The sequence below is a fragment of the Cohaesibacter haloalkalitolerans genome (genome assembly GCF_003574655.1).
Taxonomy (GTDB): domain Bacteria; phylum Pseudomonadota; class Alphaproteobacteria; order Rhizobiales; family Cohaesibacteraceae; genus Cohaesibacter; species Cohaesibacter haloalkalitolerans.
In genome coordinates, this window is sequence record NZ_QNUM01000002.1 from 555,679 (window position 1) to 574,897 (window position 19,219).

Below are 19,219 nucleotides of genomic sequence, written 5' to 3' on the forward strand. Positions count from 1 at the left end.
GCCTCCAGAGACGGGAGTTGAAAATGAATTTTATGGCCAACCTGCCACCGACTGAAGAGTTGCAAAAACTGGATGCAGCCCATCACCTGCATCCCTTCACCGATACCAAGCAGCTCAATGAAAAGGGCGCACGCATCATCACCCGGGCCGACGGCGTCTATCTCTATGACAGCGAGGGCAATCGTCTGCTTGATGGCATGGCCGGGCTGTGGTGTGTCAATGTCGGCTATGGCCGCAAGGAGATTCTGGAAGCCGCAATGCGGCAGATGGAACAGCTGCCTTACTACAACACCTTCTTCCAGACCTCGCACCCGCCGGTGATTGCCCTTTCTGAAAAGCTGGCATCGATCGCGCCGGACCATATCAACCATGTCTTCTATGCCAACTCCGGCTCGGAAGCCAACGATACGGTCGTGCGCATGGTCCGCCACTATTGGGCCAGCATGGGCAAGCCGGACAAGAAAGTCATCATTGCCCGCAAGAACGGCTATCATGGCTCGACGGTGGCAGCCGCCTCGCTTGGCGGCATGACCGGCATGCATGCCCAGGGCGGCTTGCCGATTCCCGACATCACCCATATTGACCAGCCTTACTGGTATGGTGAGGGTGGTGACATGGACCCGGCCGAATTCGGACTGATGCGTGCCCGGCTGCTGGAAGCGGAAATCGACAGGATCGGCGAAGACAAGGTCGCCGCCTTCATCGCCGAACCCATTCAGGGCGCCGGCGGCGTAGTGATTCCGCCAGACAGCTACTGGCCGGAAATCCAGCGCATCTGTGACGAACGCGAAATCCTGCTGATTGCCGACGAAGTGATCTGCGGCTTCGGACGCACCGGCAACTGGTTTGGCACCGACACCTATGGCATCAAGCCCGACCTGATGCCGATCGCCAAGGGCCTGTCCTCGGGTTATCTGCCGATTGCCGGTGTTCTGGTCTCGGACCGCGTGGCCGAAGGCTTTATCGAAAATGCCGGGGAATTTGCCCATGGCTACACCTACTCGGGCCATCCGGTGTCCTGTGCCGCCGCGCTCGCCAACCTCGAGATCATCGAGAACGAGCATCTGATCGACGGCGTCCGGGATCGGGCGGCGCCCTATCTGGCGGAGAAATGGGCCCAGCTTGCCGATCACCCGTTGATCGGCGAAGCCCGCACCAAGGGGCTGGTCGGAGCGCTGGAATTGACCCCGGACAAGGCAGCGCGTGCCCCCTTTGCCGCAAGCAAGGGAACCGCCGGTCTCATCTGCCGGGAGCATTGCTTCAACAATGGCCTCGTGATGCGCCACGTCGGCGACACCATGATCATTTCGCCACCGCTCATCATCACCAACAGCGAGATCGACGAACTGGTGGGCAAGGCTGAGAAATGCCTCGATCTGGCCCTTGCCGAACTCAAGGATCGCGGTCTCTACAAGTAAGTCCGACTGGCAGGGAAGGGCCCCTTCCCTGCTGGCACAATCATCAAAGGTGCAGTCATGAGTCTGAGCAGCCCGCAGGGTGGATTTCTTCACGGAAATGACAAGCAGGGAACCTATCCCGACAGCTATTATGCCGCGACAGCCAACCCGCACGCCCCGCTCCCCTCCCTTGAAGGCGACCAAACGTGTGATGTCTGTGTCATTGGCGGCGGTTATGCTGGTCTTTCATCCGCGCTGCATCTAGCCCGGAAGGGCTACAAGGTGATCCTGCTGGAGGCCCATCGGGTCGGCTGGGGTGCTTCCGGGCGCAATGGCGGTCAGGTCTGCACGGGACAGCGGCTCGATCAGGATGTGCTGGAAAAGATGGTCGGCACGGAAAAGGCCCGGATGCTCTGGGACATTTCCGTCGATGGCATCCAGATGGTGCGCGATCTCATTGCCGATCACCACATCGACTGCGACCTCAAATCCGGCACGCTGCATGCGGACCACAAACCCCATTATGCCGAAGAGTCCCGCGCCTATGTCGAAAAGCTCAATCGTGACTATGGCTATGAACACATCCGCTATGTCGACAAGGCCGAAGTTGAGGAAATGGTCGGCTCACGGGCCTATTATGGCGGCATGGTCGACATGTTCGCCGCCCATCTCCATCCGCTCAACTATGCGCTGGGCCTGAGCGAAGCAGCCCGCGCTGCGGGGGCCACGCTGTTTGAGAACAGCGAAGTGCTGTCCATCGAGAAGGGCGCAACGGTTACCATCAAATGCGCCAAAGGTGAGGTGCGGGCGAGCCATCTGATCCTTGCTTGCAATGGCTATATCGAAAATCTGGTGCCCAAGGTTGCCGCGCGCGTCATGCCGATGAACAACTACATCCTTGCCACCGAGCCGCTGGACGAGTCTCTGGCCAAGGAGCTGATCCGCGATGATTTCGGGGTCGCGGACAGCAAATTCGTAATCAACTATTATCGCCTGTCGGCGGATCGGCGGCTGCTGTTTGGCGGTGGCGAGACCTACAGCTTCAAGTTTCCGGAAGATATCAAATCCTTCGTGCGCAAGCCGATGCTGGAAATCTATCCGCAGCTCAAGGATGTGCGCATCGATTATGGCTGGGGTGGCACGCTCGGGATCACCGTCAACCGCATGCCCTATTTCGCCAAGCTGGACAAGAATATCCTCAACGCCAGCGGCTTTTCCGGCCACGGCGTGGCGATTGCCACCATCGCCGGCAAGATCCTTGCCGACACCATTGATGGTCAGGCCAGCCGCTTCGACGCCATGGACCATGTGCCGACCTACCCGTTCCCCGGCGGGCGTCACCTGCGCCACGCCCTGCTGGTCATGGCGATGCTCTACTACAAGACGCGGGACAAGATCGGCACCCCAGCCCGACCATGATCGCCCCGGATCTGATCGCAAGGGCCTGCCGATCAGCGACTGATCCGCCCAAATCAACAATCAGGAAACAACAAAGGGGCCTCATGGCCCCTTTCTCATCGGTGAGTTTCAAATCGATAAATCCCGACTTAAGGACGCGAGATGGCCTTGATTTCAAGGAAATCGTCCATACCGAAATGGCCGCCCTCACGGCCCAGACCGCTCATCTTGTAACCACCGAAGGGGCTGCCCCAGTTGATGTCGGTGCCGTTGATGCGGACCATCCCGGCGCGCAGAGCTCTGGCAACACGGGTGGCGCGGGCCTCATCGCCGGTTTCGATATAGGCGGCAAGGCCGTAGGGGGTGTCGTTGGCAATAGCGATGGCCTCTTCCTCCCCCTCGAACGGAATCATCGTCAGCACCGGCCCGAAGATCTCTTCGCGGGCGATGGTCATCTGATTGTTGGCATTGCCAAAGACGGTGGGCTTGCAGAAATAGCCCACATTGCGCCCTTCGGGTTTGCCGGTGCCGCCCGCCAACAGGGTCGCGCCTTCATCGATGCCCTTCTGGATCAGCGCCTGCACCTTTTCATATTGCATCTGGCTGACCAGTGGACCGATATGGCGCCCGTCCTCGGCGGGGTCACCAACGGCGGTATTTTCAGCCACCGTTCTGGCGATCTGCATGGCGTCGTCATAGACGCTCTTCTCAACCAGCATCCGGGTTGGCGCGTTGCAAGACTGGCCGGTGTTGGAGAAGACGGCCCGCGCGCCGCGGGTCACGGATTTTTCCAGATCCTCGACATCGGCAAAAACAACATTCGGGCTCTTGCCACCGAGCTCCAACGCCACGCGCTTGACGGTTTCGGCAGCATCCCGGGTCACGGCCACACCGCCACGGGTCGAGCCTGTGAAAGACATCATCTGGATATCGGGATGGCGGGACAGCGCCGAGCCGACCACCGGCCCTTCGCCGTTGACAAGGTTGATCACGCCAGCAGGCACGCCCGCTTCATGCAGGATTTCCATATAGAGCATGGCCGACAGCGGCGTCAGCTCGGAAGGCTTCAGCACCATGGTGCAACCAGTGGCCAGCGCCGGGGCAATTTTCAGCACCATCTGGTTCATTGGCCAGTTCCACGGCGTGATCAGGCCGCAAACACCGATCGGCTCGCGCAGGATGGTATCCCCGCAGCAGGTGCTTTCGAACTCATAGGCCTTGAGGGCCTCAATGAAACCTTCCAGATGCCCCACACCGACAGCCGCCTGAGAATCACGGGAGAGCCTGCAGGGCGCGCCCATCTCGGCAGTGATCACCTCGGCCATTTCATCATGACGGGCCTTGTAGGCTTCCAGAATGCTCTCAAGCAGCGCCACCCGCTCGGCCTTGATGGTTTGCGAATAGCTCGGAAAAGCCGCGTTGGCCGCCTTCACAGCAGCGTCCGCGTCGGCCTCGCTGCCCATGGAAATGACAGCGATCACCTCTTCGGTCGCCGGGTTGATGACGTCGAGATCCGTTGCCGAGATCGGGTCAACCCATTTTCCACCGATAAAGAACTTTCGTTTGTCCAACATGATTGCTGCGCCCCTCTGCGCTCTATTCATCTCAGGCTTTGGTTGCCTTTTTCTGTTTCCATTCGCTCTCACGCGCCTTGAGGAAAGCCACGATCCCCGCGCCGATGGCATCCCGATCGATGGGATCGCCCAGAGATGCGGCAGCCTTGTCGGCAACATCGTCTTCAAGCACCACCTCGCGCTTGTCCTCGATCAGCGCTCCGACAAAAGCCTCGTTGAATTCCGGGTGCCCCTGAAAGGACAACACCTGATCCCCATAGGCAAGCGCCGCAACGTGACAGAAGTCGCTGGTGGCGATCACCCGTGCTTCCGGCGGCACATCGACCACCTGATCCTGATGGAAGGCAAGGATCGAGAAATCCGCACTGTCGGCCAGCACCGTACTGCCCAGCCAGTCGGGCCTGTCCTCACTCCATTGATAGGTCTGGCGACCGACGCCCCAGCCCTTTTCCGACTTGATGACCTTGCCCCCCAACGCTTCGGCCAGAATCTGGTGGCCAAAGCAGATACCAACCATGGGCACCCCCGCAGCATAGGCGGCACGGATGAAATCCTTGAGGGCATGAATCCAAGGGTAGTCCTCATAGGCTCCGAATTTGGAGCCGGTGATCAGCCAAGCGTTGCAGGCATCCGGGCTCGGGGGAAGCTCGCCATCCAGAGGCACGAAATATTCGAACGTCCAGTGCGACGGTGCGGTCTCACCGACCATCCGGGCGAACATGTCCGCGTAGGACGTATGGATCCGACCAAGGTCTTCGGGTGGACGGCCGGTTTCCAGAATGCCGAGCGTGAAATTTTCTGTCATCTCAGTGATCCAGGGCTCTTGACGCAGAGCGTTTCTTGATATGCAATTGTGATCACAAAATACTAAGTCAAACCATTCCCGTCAATCACCCAGTCTGTTTCTTTTCTATTTCTGGCACGGCCCATAAATTCATGCAAATGACGCAGAAATTGCTGAACATTCCAACGCAAAGGTCTCCTCAGTCAGCCAAAGCCCTACCCATTGCCGCCCTTTTGTGATCAGAAAATATTTCAACGGCATGCCGCCAACAAAGTCTTCCGGAGGTTCCATGAAGCATATTTACGAGCCCCTCGCCTATCAGGATTATCCGATCGAGACCAGCTATTGGCGCCAGACCGTTGATATGGCGGCGGCCACTGCCGACATCGAGACCCTTGAGGCGGATACCAGCTGTGATTTTGCGATTCTCGGTGCAGGCTACACGGGCCTGTTTGCGGCGCTGCGACTGGCCGAGGCCGGGGTAGACGTGGTGGTGGTCGATGCCAACCCGCCCGGCTGGGGAGCCTCCGGGCGCAATGGCGGCCTTGCCTGCGTCGGAGGCTCGAAGGTCAGCGATGATCACATCGAGCGCTGTTATGGCAGCGCCGATGCCCGGCTCTATTTTGATGCTGAACGCGGCGCCGTCGATCTAGTCGAAGCAACACTGGAGCAGTTTTCGCTTGATGTGGATCGCCATTCAAAAGGCTACAGCTACGTTGCCCACCGCCCCAAGGCGATTGCCGACCTCAAGGACTATGGCGAACAATATGGCCGTCGTTATGGCCTGCCGCACGAGTTTCTCAACCAGCGGGCGATGATCGAACAGGGGATGAAGAGCCCGGACTTCTGCGCCGCAGTTCACCTGCCCATCGGCTTTGCCATCAACCCAATGAAATTCGTGCTTGGCATCACCGCCATCGCCCGACAACGCGGCGTGCGTCTCCTTCACAACAGCCCCATTCGGCAGATCAGAACCGGCAACGGCTACGAACTTGTCGGCGACCGGGCCGTGATAAAGGCCCGGAAGCTGATTGTCGCCACCAACGGCTACAGCAGTGACGATTTGCCCAAGGCGCTGGGCTCACGGTATCTGCCGGTGCAGTCCAACATTCTGGTTTCCCGCCCCCTGAGCAAGGACGAGATTGCCGAGCAGGGATGGTGGAGCGAGCAGATGGTGGTAGACACCCGCAATCTCTTGCATTATTTCCGGCTGCTGCCCGACAGGCGGATGCTGCTGGGCGTCCGCGGCTCCGTCGCCGTCACCCGCGAGACTATCGAGAAGACCCGCCAGAAGGCGCGACGCGACTTCGACCGGATGTTCCCGGCATGGCGGCATGTGGAAACGCCGCATTTCTGGTCTGGCCTCATCTGCATGACCCGCCGCCTGGTGCCCTTTGCCGGGCCGCTGCCGGGCATGGAGGGGGCCTATGCAGCCCTTGCCTATCATGGCAACGGGGTTTCGATGGGCCCCTATTGCGGCACTCTGGTGGCGGATCTGGCTCTGGGGCAGTCACGCCTGCCCCATCCCGCCTTCATGCAAAGGCCCATGCGTCCCTTCGAACTCGGCCCCTGGCGCCGCTGGAGCTTGCCGCCTGCTTTTGCGTGGTATGGCTTCAAGGATCGCGCCTGAGTCTGTCCGGGGCTTCAAAAGACCGTGAGACTGTAGAAAATGCGGTGCACAATTTTAGCGCCCAACCCGGCTCCGGTGCCTGAAAGGCCAAGCCCATCCGGAATGACCTCCTGCCAGTTTTTAACTGGTCGAATGTCGGATAACTGTCAATTTTATCCATGGCCACGTGCAAAAAGGTGGAGCATTGACAGCTCAAAAAGATACGCCAGATGTCATAACCTGACAAAAACAACAATGGTGGACAGAGTTCTCTTGTTTGATTAAGCCTGTGGTCAGTCAAATGCAATCAGGAAGCTTCTCCTACTCCTATGCCAATCAACGAGACCAGCCGGGTCGGGTTTGTTCACATCCCCAAATGCGGCGGAACTTCCATCGAAGTCGCCATCGGCGTTGCCGAAAAATATCCCAGACTGGGACTTGAGAGAACGTCAACGACCCTCGACTACGACCATCTGTTCGGCGGTGGGCTGCAGCATCTCTCGGTGCGAGAGATACGGCAGAGCTATGCCGCTCAATGGACCGCGCTCGATTTTGTCTTCTCGGTGGTGCGGAACCCTGTTGATCGCTTTCTCTCGCAATTCTGCTGGGAGTATTACCGCTTCCAGAGCAATATCGAAGTCTCGTCGGTATTGATCGATCAATTGGCGGAAAGAGTTGCCCATCTCAAGGAACAGGCCGAACATCACCCGTTGTTCAACACACCGCACGAAGGCATCGGCGCAGCAAACGGCAACGATCAGCCAGTCAAACCGGCAGACCCAATCCGCCACCTGCTGCCGCAGGCCAGTTATCTCCACGATCAGGGACAACTGGTTGTCGAGAGGCTCTATGCCATCGAAAACATGCCCATGCTTGAGAACGACCTCCGGGAACGGCAGGCGCTCTGCTGCCCATTTGAAAAGCGCATGGCGAGCGACCTCACATCGAGACTGAAGCCGGCAATGCCCAAGCCGTTGATCGACGCTGTGTCAGACATTTATGCCAGCGACTTTGCCCTGCATGAGAAGTCTCTTGGCGCCCCTCGCAGGTCAGGTTCATCCTTCGGAATGCTGCGCGCCCTGCAAGGCATGCTGGGCCTGAAACAGAAGACCTATGACCGAGGAGTGCACTCCCCTGCCCACGCGCCCTCGGATGAACCGACCTAAAGGCAGACTTTAGCCAACATCACGACCAGAGCAGGCGGATGCATGAACCCTCCACGCATCGCAGGCGGCTGACCGGGTTATGCAACAGCAGAATTGCCTGCCGCAATTCTGCTATGCCAAATTAGAATTCCTTCAAAGTTGCGCTCGCGTGATGAATTCGATACCTCTATACGTAATCAAACCTAGATATACCGACCAGACCGGCTATAACGACCAAACCTACATTCTCTCCCCAATCGACTTCAGGAGTTTTCCGTGACCGATTTACCAGGGCGCGTTTCGCGTCGGGGATTCCTCATGGGTTCCGCTGCCAGTGCAGCATTCGCAACCCTGATGAACCCTTCTTTTTCCCATGCGCAGGTTGAATTACCTCCATTGGAAGAATACAAACCCGTCTTTTTTGATGCCGATGAGTGGCGTTTCATCATGGCTGCCTGCGACCGGTTGATCCCGGCTGAAGGCGAAGGGCCGGGCGCGCTGGAAACCCGCGTGCCCGTGTTCATCGACCTGCAGATGACAGGCAGCTTTGGGGACGCCTCCGACTGGTATATGGCGGGCCCGCATCAGCCGGACGCCAGTCCCCTGTTCGGCTGGCAGTCGCCGCTAACCCCGGCACAGATCTATCGCAAGGCCATTCCGCTGTTTCAGGAATGGTGCCAGACGACTCATGGCAAAGCCTTCGAGGCGCTCGACGCCGAGACCAGAGACAGCGCCCTGACGGCCCTGCAGAAGGGCGAAGTCGGCCTTGCGCCCGAGTTGCGCGACTTCTTCTCGATCCTGCTGCAGAACACCAAGGAAGGCTATTTTGCCGACCCGATGTATGGCGGCAACTATCAGCTGAAAGCATGGACCTTCATCGGCTTCCCCGGAGCCCGCGGCGCCTATACCGAATGGGTGACCCGGCATAACCAGACCTACCCGCTGCCTGCGGTGTCCATTAGCGGCGAAAGGGCCTGATCCATGGCAACAAGAACTGATCCCAAGAAAGACGTCGTGATTCTGGGCCTTGGCTGGACCGGAGCCATTCTCGGCATGGAACTGGCCAATGAAGGTCTCGAGATTCTGGCGCTGGAGCGCGGGGAAGATCGCGACACCGTGCCTGACTTCCAGTATCCGGGCGTGATCGACGAACTGAAATATGGCATCCGCTACGGCTTCATGCAGAAGCCGTCGAAGATGACACTCACGGTGCGACACAATCTGGACCAGACCGCGCTGCCTTACCGGCATCTGGGCTCCTTCCTGCCCGGCGATGGCGTCGGCGGGGCCGGCATCCACTGGAATGGCCACACTTGGCGGACACAGGATGTCGAGCTGCGGCTGAAATCCTATGTCGAGGAAACCTTCGGCGCTGACATCATCCCCGAAGGCATGCAGATCCAGGACTGGGGCGTCACCCAGGAAGAGCTCGAGCCCTATTATGATCGCCTCGAATACATGATGGGCATCTCGGGCAAGGCCGGCAACATCAATGGCGAGATTCAGGAAGGCGGCAACCCGTTCGAATCCCCCCGCTCCCGCGAATATCCCAATCCGCCACTCGACAATACCTATGACGCCGAACTGTTTGCCGATGCGGCCCGCAAGATGGGCTATCACCCCTTCCCGCGCCCGGCGGCCAACGCCAGCCGTGCCTATACCAACGAGTATGGCATGCAGCTTGGCCCTTGCAACTATTGCGGTTTCTGCGAACGCTTCGGGTGTCTCAACTACTCCAAGGCCTCACCGCAGACCTGCATTCTGGATGCTTTGAAGAGAAAGCCGAACTTCAGCTACAAGACCCATTCGGAAGTGCTGAAAATCGAAAAGGCCGCCGATGGCAAGACCGCCACCGGGGTGACCTACTATGACGAGAAGACCGGGGACGAGGTGTTCCAGCCTGCCGATCTGGTGCTCGTGTGCACCTTTGCGCTCAACAACGTGCACCTGCTGCTGCTGTCCGGCATCGGCCAGCCCTATGATCCGGTGACCGGGGAAGGCGTGGTCGGACGGAACTACTCCTACCAGATGACCGGCGGCACGGCGCTCTACTTCAAGGACAAGAATTTCAATCCCTTTATCGGCACCGGCTCCGTCGGCATGTCGATTGACGACTTCTCCATCGGCCAGATCGACTTTGCCAAGGAAGGCTTCATCGGCGGCAGTTACATCACCGGAGGCCACACCGGCGGGCGTCCGATCGGCCAGATGTCCACCCCTCCGGGCACACCGTCTTGGGGCAAGGGATGGAAGGAAGCCGCTGGCGAATGGTATCTCAAGAAGATGTCCATCGGCTCACATGGCTCCAACATGTCCTACCGCGACTGCTATCTCGATCTCGATCCGACCTACACGGACCGCCACGGCCGTCCTCTGATGCGCATGACCTTCAACTGGAAGGACAATGACATCAAGATGACCCAGTTCATGAAGGGCAAGATCGAGGAAATCGCCGAGACCATGAGCCCGGACAAGATGGCCTCCGGCTACAAGAAGGAAGGCTCCGAATATGATGTGCGGCCCTATCAGTCGACCCACAATGTCGGCGGCGCCATCATGGGAACCGATCCGAAGACCTCCGTCATCAACCGCTACCTGCAAAGCTGGGATTGTCACAACGTGTTCGTAATGGGCGCCTCCGCCTATCCGCAGAACACGCAATACAACCCGACCGGTCCGCTTGGTGCGCTGGCCTACTGGGCGGCGGATGCCATCCGCAAGGACTATCTCAAAGATCCACGCCCGTTGATGTGAGGGAATGAAAGATGAAAAGCTATCTTCGTATCCTGGGGGCGCTGGTTTGCCTCGGCATAATCGTGCTTCTGGCCATCATTTTCGTGCCACCCCAGTTGACCAAACCCAGTGAGCAGCTTGCTGCCGACTGGAAACCGGCTCCCGGTCAGGGCGAATATGCCATGCGCATGGCCGATTGCGCAGCCTGTCACACAGCAGAGGGCGGCAAGCCCTTTGCCGGCGGACGCGCCATCGAAAGCCCGATGGGCACCATCTGGGCAACCAACATCACACCAGACAAGGAAACCGGCATCGGCAACTGGTCACTGGACGAGTTCCGTGCGGCGCTGGTGGATGGCATCGCACCGGGCGGCGAACATCTCTATCCGGCCATGCCGTATGAGAATTATCGCAACCTCAGCGAAACCGACATTCGCGCCATGTATGATTACTTCATGAACGAAGTACCTGCGGTCAACAATGCGGTTGAAGAAACAGCCCTGTCCTTCCCGTTCAACCAGCGCTGGGGCATTCGCCTGTGGAACTGGGTTGCGCTCGGTTCGTCGGGCTTCAAGCCGGAGACCGACGCCATTGCAAAAGACAGGCAGCTGGCGCGCGGTGCCTATCTCGTACAGGGTCCGGGACACTGTGCCTCCTGCCATAGCCCGCGCAACCTGATCATGGCCGAAGGCGGCACCAGCTCACAGGATGACGGCTTCCTCTCCAGTGGCGTCATTGGCGGTTGGGCAGCCCCCGACCTGCGCGGCGCAAACGCTCCGGCCCAGACATGGTCGGCAGCCGATCTCAAGGCCTATCTGACCACCGGTCGCAATGCCCACACCGCTGTTGCCGGAGAAATGGCGCTCGCCGTCAAGGACTCCCTGCAATATATGACCGATGAGGACGCCGACGCGATGGTTGCCTATCTGCATCACATCGCCAAGGGCGAACGGCTGGCAGCCCCGTCGATTCCCGACCAGAGCCTCAGCGCACCGCGTCAGCTCGATCAGGCCACGGACGCGACCTCTCTGAAGCTGGCAAAGGGCGTTGGCCTCAGCGAGGGTGAGTTGCTCTACATGGACAACTGCGCGGCCTGCCACCTGACCAATGGCAAAGGGGCGGCGGAAGTCTTCCCGGCCATGAGTGACAACTCTCTGGTCGTTGCCGACGAGAAAGCCGGGCTGATCGAGACCATCCTCTATGGGGCGGAAATGCCCTCGACCGCAAAACGGCCCGAGAAGCTCAAGATGCCCGGCTTTGCCGAACGTCTGAGTGACAAGGATGTTGCAGCCCTTGCCTCGTTCCTGCGTCAGGGCTGGGGCAACACGGCCGGCGCGGTGACAGAAGCCGATGTCAAGGCCGTCCGCAAATAATCTGCGGCCCGGAGCCCGAGGCACAGGGCTCGGCATCAATCTATGAAGGATCAAGGCGCTGACGGCTGGTCAGCGCCTTTTTCCTTGTCCGGAGAGATCTGAACGGGCAGCGAGAACCGCTCTCCGCTGCAGGCAATGCCTGGTGACACATGAGGGGGCTTTTTGATTTGACATCCCATTGAGCAGCCATCTATACCCACCCTGCCGATAATAGAGTTGCAGGGTGGTGTCTCCTGCCCCCGTCCAGTCACGGGTTCTTCCCAGCCACGGCGCTTAACCTGAATTGATCAGGAAAGTGCGGCAATCTGGTTCTGGCCTTTCCCGATCTTCGTCTAACAGCAAACCGCCGAACCACGGCCGGGAAAGCGCGAATATCATGAAAATTCACCTCGTTTCATATCTTGCCCTCGCCGGTGCAATCCTCTGTGAAGTCACCGGTTCCAGTTTTCTCATGAAAACGCAACAATTCACCAAATTGACGCCAACAATGGTGATGGCCCTCTGCTACCTTGCCTCCTTCTATCTATTGTCCATTGCACTGAGGTCAATTCCGCTCGGCATTGCCTATGCAATCTGGGGAGGGATGGGAACAGTTCTGATTGCCATCATCAGTGTCATATTTTTCCGACAGGCGCTGGACACGATGAGCATTTTGGGAATCGCCATGATCGTGGGAGGCGTTGTCGTCCTGAATGCTTTCTCTAGCGTTTCGCACTAAGATGAAGAATTAGAGCAATGGCTTGACCCATGTGCCTGTGACACAGCGGCGGCTGCCCTTGCAGCAGCAGGGGGGAACCGCTGCAGAAAAATGCGCCATCCCCTGGACACGCAAGCCCAAGCGTGACTGAAAGCGTTTATGCTCGATATGCGCCTGATCATTTGGGGGAAGAGGCCAATATCCAATACTTCACACGGATAAAGCAGGCTCAATAGAACCTTAAAGCACTCCGAAAATATCAGCTAAGTATTTGAGAAAAATGGTGCTGCAAGAGAGAATTGAACTCTCGACCTCTCCCTTACCAAGGGAGTGCTCTACCACTGAGCTACTGCAGCGAACCGTTGTTTGGATCAGATGTTGACCACCTGATGCGGGCGGTTTTTTGCATACCGATCTGGATTATGCAAGAGCGATTTTAAAAAAAGACAACAATTTTGTGAATTTGGTGTGCGCTGTGAAAATCCCTGTGGGAGAATGCAGATCCTTTCCCCTGTCCGACCGGCCGCTTCGGGCATAAAGCATGCGGGAGGAAAAAGCACAAAAGAGCCCTGAAATGGCCTCATTGTGGGCTTTCTTGCCGCACACTTTTGGTATAGAAACGGCCAACAGAAAAATCCGATGACCCATTCATTGCCCAATACAGCAGAAAAGATGTCTTCCACCGATTTTGACCCTGCCGGAAAAAACACCGAAAGAGAAGAGGCCGAACAAGGCACCGGCCCCCACGCCTCTGTCGCGTCTGTACGTAAACCGTCCGGGAGCAAGAGCGATGATCGCAAGGCACGGCTCTCAAACGCCTTGAGGGACAATCTCAAGCGGCGGAAGGCCCAGAAGCGGGGTCGAAGCTCAATGGCGGCGAGCGACCCGGCAGCGTCCGGTTCGGCTGACGACAGGGACGGACAGGACGCAAGCTGATCCTAGCCGCTTTTTTGGCAAGCTGTGGCAGAGTGCCAATCAGCAGAGGCTGAGGATCACTCCTGAGGCAATGGGCTGAAAGTGTTTTTTTGGAGAACCTCAGCATCGAGAGGTTCATCGGACCGCACAACAAGGCTGACGGGGCGTTTGAGAACAAACCCCGATTCGGCCTCAAGCAATAACGGCGCTGCTGACAGAATGCGCAGGGCGACAACAGAAAGAGTTTGAAATGGACGCAATTCGCATCGTAGGCGGCGCAAAGTTGAACGGGGAAATCCCCATTTCCGGAGCCAAGAATGCAGCTCTGCCCCTGATGATCGCATCGCTCCTTTCCGAAGAGCCATTGATTCTGGATAATCTGCCGCGCCTGCGCGATGTGCAGCAGCTCCAGCAGATTCTTTCCAACCATGGCGTCAGCTACATGATCGAAGGCAAGCGCCCCGGCCAGGACACCATGGCCGGCCAGACCGTGCATCTGCAGGCAGAGGAAATCATCGACACCTGTGCCCCTTACGATCTCGTGTCCAAGATGCGGGCGAGCTTCTGGGTGATTGGCCCGTTGCTGGCACGGATGGGCCATTGCTCGGTTTCCCTGCCCGGTGGCTGCGCCATTGGCACCCGCCCAGTCGATTTCTTCATTGATGGCCTTGCCGCCCTTGGTGCGAAGATCGAGATCGAGAACGGCTATGTGGTCGCCGATGCTCCAGGAGGCCTTGTCGGCGGCGAATTCACTTTCCCGCGCATTTCCGTCGGGGCAACCCACACCCTGATGATGGCAGCGACCCTTGCCAAGGGAACCACGCTTCTCAAGCAGGCCGCCAAGGAGCCCGAAGTGGTGGACCTGGCTGAGTGCCTCATTGCCATGGGAGCGAGGATTTCCGGCGCAGGCACGGATACCATCACTATTGAAGGGGTGGAAAAGCTGCATGGTGCCCGCCACAGCGTTCTGCCAGACCGGATCGAGACCGGCACCTATGCCATGGCGGTTGCCATGACTGGGGGCGATGTGTTCCTCAGGGGCGCCCGTGCCGAACTGCTGCAGTCCGCACTCGACATTCTGAGCCAGACCGGCACCACCGTGGAAAGCTCTGCCGACGGCATCCGCATCGCACGCAACGGCGCGCCACTGAAGGCCGTCAGCGTCGCCACAGACCCCTATCCGGGCTTCCCCACCGACCTTCAGGCCCAGTTCATGGCGCTGATGACCATGGCCGAAGGCACCGCCACCATCACTGAAACCATTTTCGAGAACCGCTTCATGCATGTGCAGGAGCTGGCTCGCCTTGGGGCCAAGATCTCGCTTGATGGCCAGAAGGCCCATGTAACCGGCGTCAGCAAGCTCAAGGGCGCCCAGGTCATGGCAACGGATTTGCGCGCCTCGGTATCTCTGGTGATCGCCGGGCTGGTGGCTGAAGGCGAGACGAAGGTCAACCGTGTCTACCATCTGGACCGAGGCTTTGAACGGCTGGAAGACAAGCTGGCCGCCTGTGGCGCGACCATTGAACGAATTTCCGCCTAGGATTGACCGGAGAGTCGTGGTGAAGGGCTTTGTATCCCTTGCATTTATACCCCGGGCCACCTATGTGAATCATGACCAGAACGGCATGCCGTTCGCCCAACTGAGTGCCTTTTACAGTACAGGACGCCCCGCCAGAATCCTCTGACCCTTTTCTGGCGGTGCTGTCGCAAGGAGAGTGCCATGACCATGTTGAAACTCGCCGCTCTGGATAGCGAGGACCTTGATGTTCTGTCCAGTCAGACACAGGATGCCGTGCTCAAGGTTGGAGACATAAACTGGCTCAAGGACGAGGGGCGTCTCGTGGTCTCCATGCATCGCTTTGCCTGGGATGAGGCCATTCGCCAGCAACATCGTTTCTTCAGCGCCAAGCCGACCTATGAGCGCCATCTCGCCATCCTGCATTTCGACCGCGTCAAAACCGTGCAGAGCCGCAATATTCGTGCCGTCGCCAAGGACGCCGTGCTCAACCTGTTGGCGATCACCTTCGAGCAGACCGGTGAAGGGCCTGATGGCTTTGTTTCGCTGATCTTTGCCGGTGACGCAGAAATCCGGCTCGGCGTCGAGTGCATCGAAGCCCAGCTGACCGATACCGGCGCCGCCTGGGAAACCGAGAATCTGCCGGAACATGAGGCAGCCGAGACATTTGAACAGCAGCTTGCCGCTGCGCAAGGCAAGTAGCCCTTTCTCATCTCCCATAGGGACACAGCCAAGTCTTTTATCAAGAGCTTGTCGCTTTCCAGCGGCAGGCTTTTTTCGTGTCCTCAGCTCCCCCGTTTTGCTCCTGCATCAAACACAGGGCTGGTATTCCGTTTCAATCATGGTATTTTACAGACCATACAGTCTATTAAATATCAAACCGGATCAGGTTCCCCCCACTCTGCTCCGGTGACGCCCGGATCAGAGCCCCTTACTTTGAGCGCAGCAGAGGCCCCTATGAGCGAGACAGAAGCCAAAAGAGGACGTGGTCGTCCGCGCAAAGCGCCGGACGACCAGCTCGTGCGCAAGGCACTGATCCGGGCTGGCCTTGCCTCCCTGACGGAGCGCGGCTTTTCCGACGTCAGCGTTGACGAAATCCTCTCCGCCTCGGGCACGACCAAGGGCACCTTCTATCATCACTTCAAGTCGAAGGCCGATTATGCTCAGGCACTGATCGAGGCCTATGACACCTATTTTGCCGGCAAGCTCGACCGCTGGCTGACTGATGCCAACCTTCCCCCGATCGAGCGCCTCAAGGGCTTCATTGCCGATGCCGAGCAGGGCATGGCCAAATTTTCTTTTCGCCGTGGCTGCCTTGTCGGCAATCTGGGGCAGGAAATGGCCGCCCTGACACCGGAGATGTGCGATCAGCTGATCGCGGTCCTCAAGGGCTGGCAGGCCCGAACGGCGGCCTGTCTGGCGCTGGCCCGCAGCGAGGGCCAGATATCAGACGACAAGGATCCGGAGGCGCTGGCCGAGTTCTTCTGGATCGGTTGGGAAGGTGCCGTATTGCGCGCCAAGCTCGAACGCCGCCCCGACCCCTTGCACCGCTTTGCGGAGGGCTTCTTCTCACTTATCAACGCGTGACCCTGTCACCAATCTTCATTCAAACTCAATCCCCCATTGCAGAAAAAGGAACCCTGCATGTTTGATGCCATTCTGATCAACAAGGACGAAAACGGCCAGACCGTTGCCAAAAGCCAGATCACTTTCGAGCCTCTGGCTGAAGGCGAAGTTGCCGTCGATGTTGCCTGGTCTACCCTCAACTTCAAGGACGCCCTGGCGATCACCGGAGCTTCGCCGGTCGTGCGCAGCTTCCCGATGGTACCCGGCATCGATTTCTCCGGCATCGTCGCCGAAAGCCGCCATCCCGACTACAAGGCTGGCGACAAGGTCATTCTCAACGGCTGGTCCGTGGGCGAGAAATACTGGGGTGGCCTTGCCAAGCGGGCACAGGTCAACGGTGACTTCCTCATTCCGCTGCCAGAGGGTATTTCCATGCGGGAAGCCATGGCCGTCGGCACTGCTGGCTATACTGCAATGCTTTGTGTGCTGGCGCTGGAAAGCAATGGCGTAACCCCTGAGGTCGGCGAAGTGCTGGTCACCGGCGCAACTGGCGGCGTGGGCAGCGTGGCCGTCGCCCTGCTTGCTGCCAAGGGTTACAATGTGGTCGCCGTCACAGGCCGGGCCAGTGAGGCCGACTATCTCAAGGGCCTGGGGGCAAGTACCATCCTTGACCGTGAAGAGCTGCAGGGCAAGCCGCGCCCGCTCAACAAGGAACGCTGGGCTGCTGCAATCGACGTGGCTGGTGGTCAGGTTCTGGCCAACCTGCTGTCGATGATCAAATATGGCGGCACGGTCGCCGCATGCGGTCTTGCCAACAGCATGGACCTGCCGACCACCGTGGCCCCCTTCATCCTGCGCGGTGTGACGCTCAAGGGCGTTGACAGCGTGATGGCTCCCAAAGCGGCTCGGCAGGCAGCATGGGCCGCGCTGGCTCAGTATCTGGACAAAGCCAAGCTGGAGGCCATGACCACCGAGGTGTCGCTTGACGAGGTCATCGGTATTGCTCCCAAGTTCCTTGAGGGACAGGTCCGCGGGCGTCTCGTGGTGCCGGTTGCCCCAGAACTGGGCTAAGGCCTGATCGGCTCCCCCCATTGCCGAAACATAATAGACATGACAAGGCCCCGCATTGGTATCCAATGCGGGGCCTTTCCATCTTCCGACTAGGGTGGCGCCTATTCGTCGCCTTCTTCCCCGCCAGTCGACATGAATTTGGCGCTATAGGTCTTCTCGCCAAGGCGTTCGATCAGATCCAGCTGTAGTTCGAGCCAGGCCTTGTGGCCTTCCTCGTCAATGACGATCTCTTCGAACAGGGCCTTGGAGCCGATGTCGCCCACTTCATAGGCTTCCTTGGAGGCCTTGGTGTAGGTCTGAATGGCGTTCTCCTCGTCGGCTAGATCCGCCTTGAACAGATCAACCAGCGAGTCGTGCAGAACCGGTGGCTTTTCAAACGCCATGACCGGGGTGCCCTTTAGGAAAAGAATGCGCCCGATGAAGCGATCGGAATGGCCCAGCTCTTCCTGCATTTCGCCGCGCATCTGGCCAGCGAGCTTACCCAGCCCCCAATCGTCCAGACGTTGTGCATTGAGCTGATACTGATGAGCGGCGCTCATCTCCATTTGCAAGGCGGTATTAAGATTCTCAATGGTCTTGTCGTTAGACATCTTCTGATCCTTTTCTGACTACAACTCACGATACAATGTAACATCAATCTGTAGTCTTGAAATAGAAATTCAAGGTCTCAGTGTGTATTTGGACGCCATTAAATGAACAAACAAATCAATGTTATAGCGTTATACTTCCAGAATCGTACATTCACATAGTCACAACTACAAAGAGCACCATTATTCACGACTTCAATTGAACCTTGCATTGTGCGCCATCCCTCTCCAATCCCAGAAGGAGCGACACAACCATACACAACCAATCAAAAATATCGCCGTCGCCTGCTCTCATTCGGACAAGTTTAACACTTTGTTAACCATCTTGATTAACCATGAAATCCTGTATTTCTGCGAAGTCTCGGGCTTTCGCTCTTCACCGCCACAATGAAGACACAGTCCAAGATCATCGAAACCGTTAACGGCCAGAAAGGAAGCAGCATGCCAAAATATATTTCAGTTCGCCCACATCTGCTGGAAGAAACAGAGATTGAAAGTGTGATCGTGCAGGCCGGGATGGATCCTCATGACAGGGGGCTTATCGTCGAATTCCTGACCGAGAACTATGCCGTTGATCTGGACCAGCTGGCCTCTGTCTTCTCCCACCTTGGTGGGGCCGACGCCTTGTCACTGCCGGAAGCGGCCTGATCTCACCTGAACAGCCCGTCTCTTTCTGTCCTCTAGCCTCCTGACACCGTGGGCAAAGCCGGTTCCCCGCAACGGCCTTCCCAACGCCCAGCACAAAGCACCCCGCCCTGCCTTGCCAGTGCCTCTCTTTGGGGCAGTCTTTTTGCCCCCGCTCCCGCTTCATCTTACGTGCTGAAAAGCGATTTCCCGTTGACTGAAGAACACGC

Annotated in this window: 17 protein-coding genes and 1 tRNA gene; 14 read left to right on the top strand and 4 right to left on the bottom strand. The window is 58.2% G+C overall.

The annotated features are described in order from the left end of the window. Positions 1-23 precede the first annotated feature (23 nt). Together DSL70_RS06445 and DSL70_RS06450 are read left to right on the top strand one after the other, a co-directional pair. Positions 24-1,418: an aspartate aminotransferase family protein gene (locus DSL70_RS06445; protein ID WP_119307057.1), complete on the top strand. Its 1,395-nt coding sequence runs from the start codon at positions 24-26 to the stop codon at positions 1,416-1,418. Between the two features lie 57 nt (positions 1,419-1,475). Continuing rightward, on the top strand, positions 1,476-2,816 hold the full coding sequence (locus DSL70_RS06450) for an NAD(P)/FAD-dependent oxidoreductase (protein ID WP_119307058.1): 1,341 nt from the start codon (positions 1,476-1,478) through the stop codon (positions 2,814-2,816). A 128-nt stretch (positions 2,817-2,944) separates the two neighbouring features. On the opposite strand, the gene DSL70_RS06455 is transcribed toward DSL70_RS06450, so the two are convergent. Both DSL70_RS06455 and DSL70_RS06460 read right to left on the bottom strand, forming a co-directional pair. Beyond that, on the bottom strand, positions 2,945-4,369 hold the full coding sequence (locus DSL70_RS06455; RefSeq protein WP_119307309.1) for an aldehyde dehydrogenase family protein: 1,425 nt from the start codon (positions 4,367-4,369) through the stop codon (positions 2,945-2,947). Positions 4,370-4,400: 31 nt separating this feature from the next. Then, positions 4,401-5,174 (bottom strand): type 1 glutamine amidotransferase, encoded by a 774-nt coding sequence (locus DSL70_RS06460; RefSeq protein ID WP_119307059.1) that lies wholly within the window; start codon positions 5,172-5,174, stop codon positions 4,401-4,403. A gap of 268 nt (positions 5,175-5,442) precedes the next feature. Here DSL70_RS06460 and DSL70_RS06465 point away from each other — a divergent pair, with 268 nt between their 5' ends. The 6 genes from DSL70_RS06465 to DSL70_RS06490 all read left to right on the top strand — a co-directional run bounded on the left by DSL70_RS06465 (position 5,443) and on the right by DSL70_RS06490 (position 12,731). Further along, complete coding sequence (locus DSL70_RS06465) at positions 5,443-6,783, top strand: NAD(P)/FAD-dependent oxidoreductase (RefSeq protein WP_119307310.1); 1,341 nt, start codon at positions 5,443-5,445, stop codon at positions 6,781-6,783. A 308-nt stretch (positions 6,784-7,091) separates the two neighbouring features. Continuing rightward, complete coding sequence (locus DSL70_RS06470) at positions 7,092-7,928, top strand: sulfotransferase family 2 domain-containing protein (protein WP_119307060.1); 837 nt, start codon at positions 7,092-7,094, stop codon at positions 7,926-7,928. A gap of 255 nt (positions 7,929-8,183) precedes the next feature. Continuing rightward, positions 8,184-8,885, top strand: a complete 702-nt coding sequence (locus DSL70_RS06475) for a gluconate 2-dehydrogenase subunit 3 family protein (RefSeq protein WP_162916407.1) — start codon at positions 8,184-8,186, stop codon at positions 8,883-8,885. Positions 8,886-8,888: 3 nt separating this feature from the next. Then, entirely contained in the window at positions 8,889-10,661 is a 1,773-nt protein-coding gene (locus tag DSL70_RS06480; RefSeq protein WP_119307062.1) for a GMC family oxidoreductase, read from the top strand. Positions 10,662-10,672: 11 nt separating this feature from the next. Continuing rightward, positions 10,673-12,013 carry a cytochrome c gene (locus DSL70_RS06485; protein WP_119307063.1) on the top strand — a complete coding sequence of 447 codons (1,341 nt, stop codon included), beginning with the start codon at positions 10,673-10,675 and terminating at the stop codon, positions 12,011-12,013. A 376-nt stretch (positions 12,014-12,389) separates the two neighbouring features. After that, on the top strand, positions 12,390-12,731 hold the full coding sequence (locus tag DSL70_RS06490) for a DMT family transporter (protein ID WP_119307064.1): 342 nt from the start codon (positions 12,390-12,392) through the stop codon (positions 12,729-12,731). Positions 12,732-12,991: 260 nt separating this feature from the next. Here the strand turns inward: DSL70_RS06490 and DSL70_RS06495 are convergent. Further along, positions 12,992-13,066, bottom strand: a tRNA-Thr gene (locus DSL70_RS06495). A gap of 316 nt (positions 13,067-13,382) precedes the next feature. Between DSL70_RS06495 and DSL70_RS06500 the strand changes: the two genes are divergently transcribed. From DSL70_RS06500 to acuI, 5 genes are all read left to right on the top strand, one after another. Continuing rightward, a complete protein-coding gene (locus DSL70_RS06500; RefSeq protein ID WP_162916330.1) occupies positions 13,383-13,646 on the top strand; it encodes a hypothetical protein in 264 nt (87 codons plus the stop codon). Positions 13,647-13,875: 229 nt separating this feature from the next. Beyond that, positions 13,876-15,165: a UDP-N-acetylglucosamine 1-carboxyvinyltransferase gene (gene murA, locus DSL70_RS06505; RefSeq protein WP_119307066.1), complete on the top strand. Its 1,290-nt coding sequence runs from the start codon at positions 13,876-13,878 to the stop codon at positions 15,163-15,165. A gap of 180 nt (positions 15,166-15,345) precedes the next feature. Next, the gene (locus DSL70_RS06510) at positions 15,346-15,843 is read left to right on the top strand and encodes a DUF2948 family protein (protein ID WP_119307067.1); all 498 of its coding nucleotides are present in this window, start codon (positions 15,346-15,348) and stop codon (positions 15,841-15,843) included. Between the two features lie 255 nt (positions 15,844-16,098). After that, a complete protein-coding gene (acuR, locus tag DSL70_RS06515; RefSeq protein WP_119307068.1) occupies positions 16,099-16,728 on the top strand; it encodes an acrylate utilization transcriptional regulator AcuR in 630 nt (209 codons plus the stop codon). A gap of 57 nt (positions 16,729-16,785) precedes the next feature. Next, complete coding sequence (acuI, locus tag DSL70_RS06520; protein WP_119307311.1) at positions 16,786-17,778, top strand: acrylyl-CoA reductase (NADPH); 993 nt, start codon at positions 16,786-16,788, stop codon at positions 17,776-17,778. Positions 17,779-17,879: 101 nt separating this feature from the next. Here acuI and DSL70_RS06525 read toward each other — a convergent pair whose 3' ends face one another. Then, positions 17,880-18,368, bottom strand: a complete 489-nt coding sequence (locus DSL70_RS06525; protein WP_119307069.1) for a bacterioferritin — start codon at positions 18,366-18,368, stop codon at positions 17,880-17,882. Between the two features lie 438 nt (positions 18,369-18,806). On the opposite strand from DSL70_RS06525, the gene DSL70_RS06530 reads away from it, so the two are divergent. Then, positions 18,807-19,013 carry a hypothetical protein gene (locus tag DSL70_RS06530; protein ID WP_162916408.1) on the top strand — a complete coding sequence of 69 codons (207 nt, stop codon included), beginning with the start codon at positions 18,807-18,809 and terminating at the stop codon, positions 19,011-19,013. The last annotated feature ends 206 nt before the right edge of the window (positions 19,014-19,219 follow it).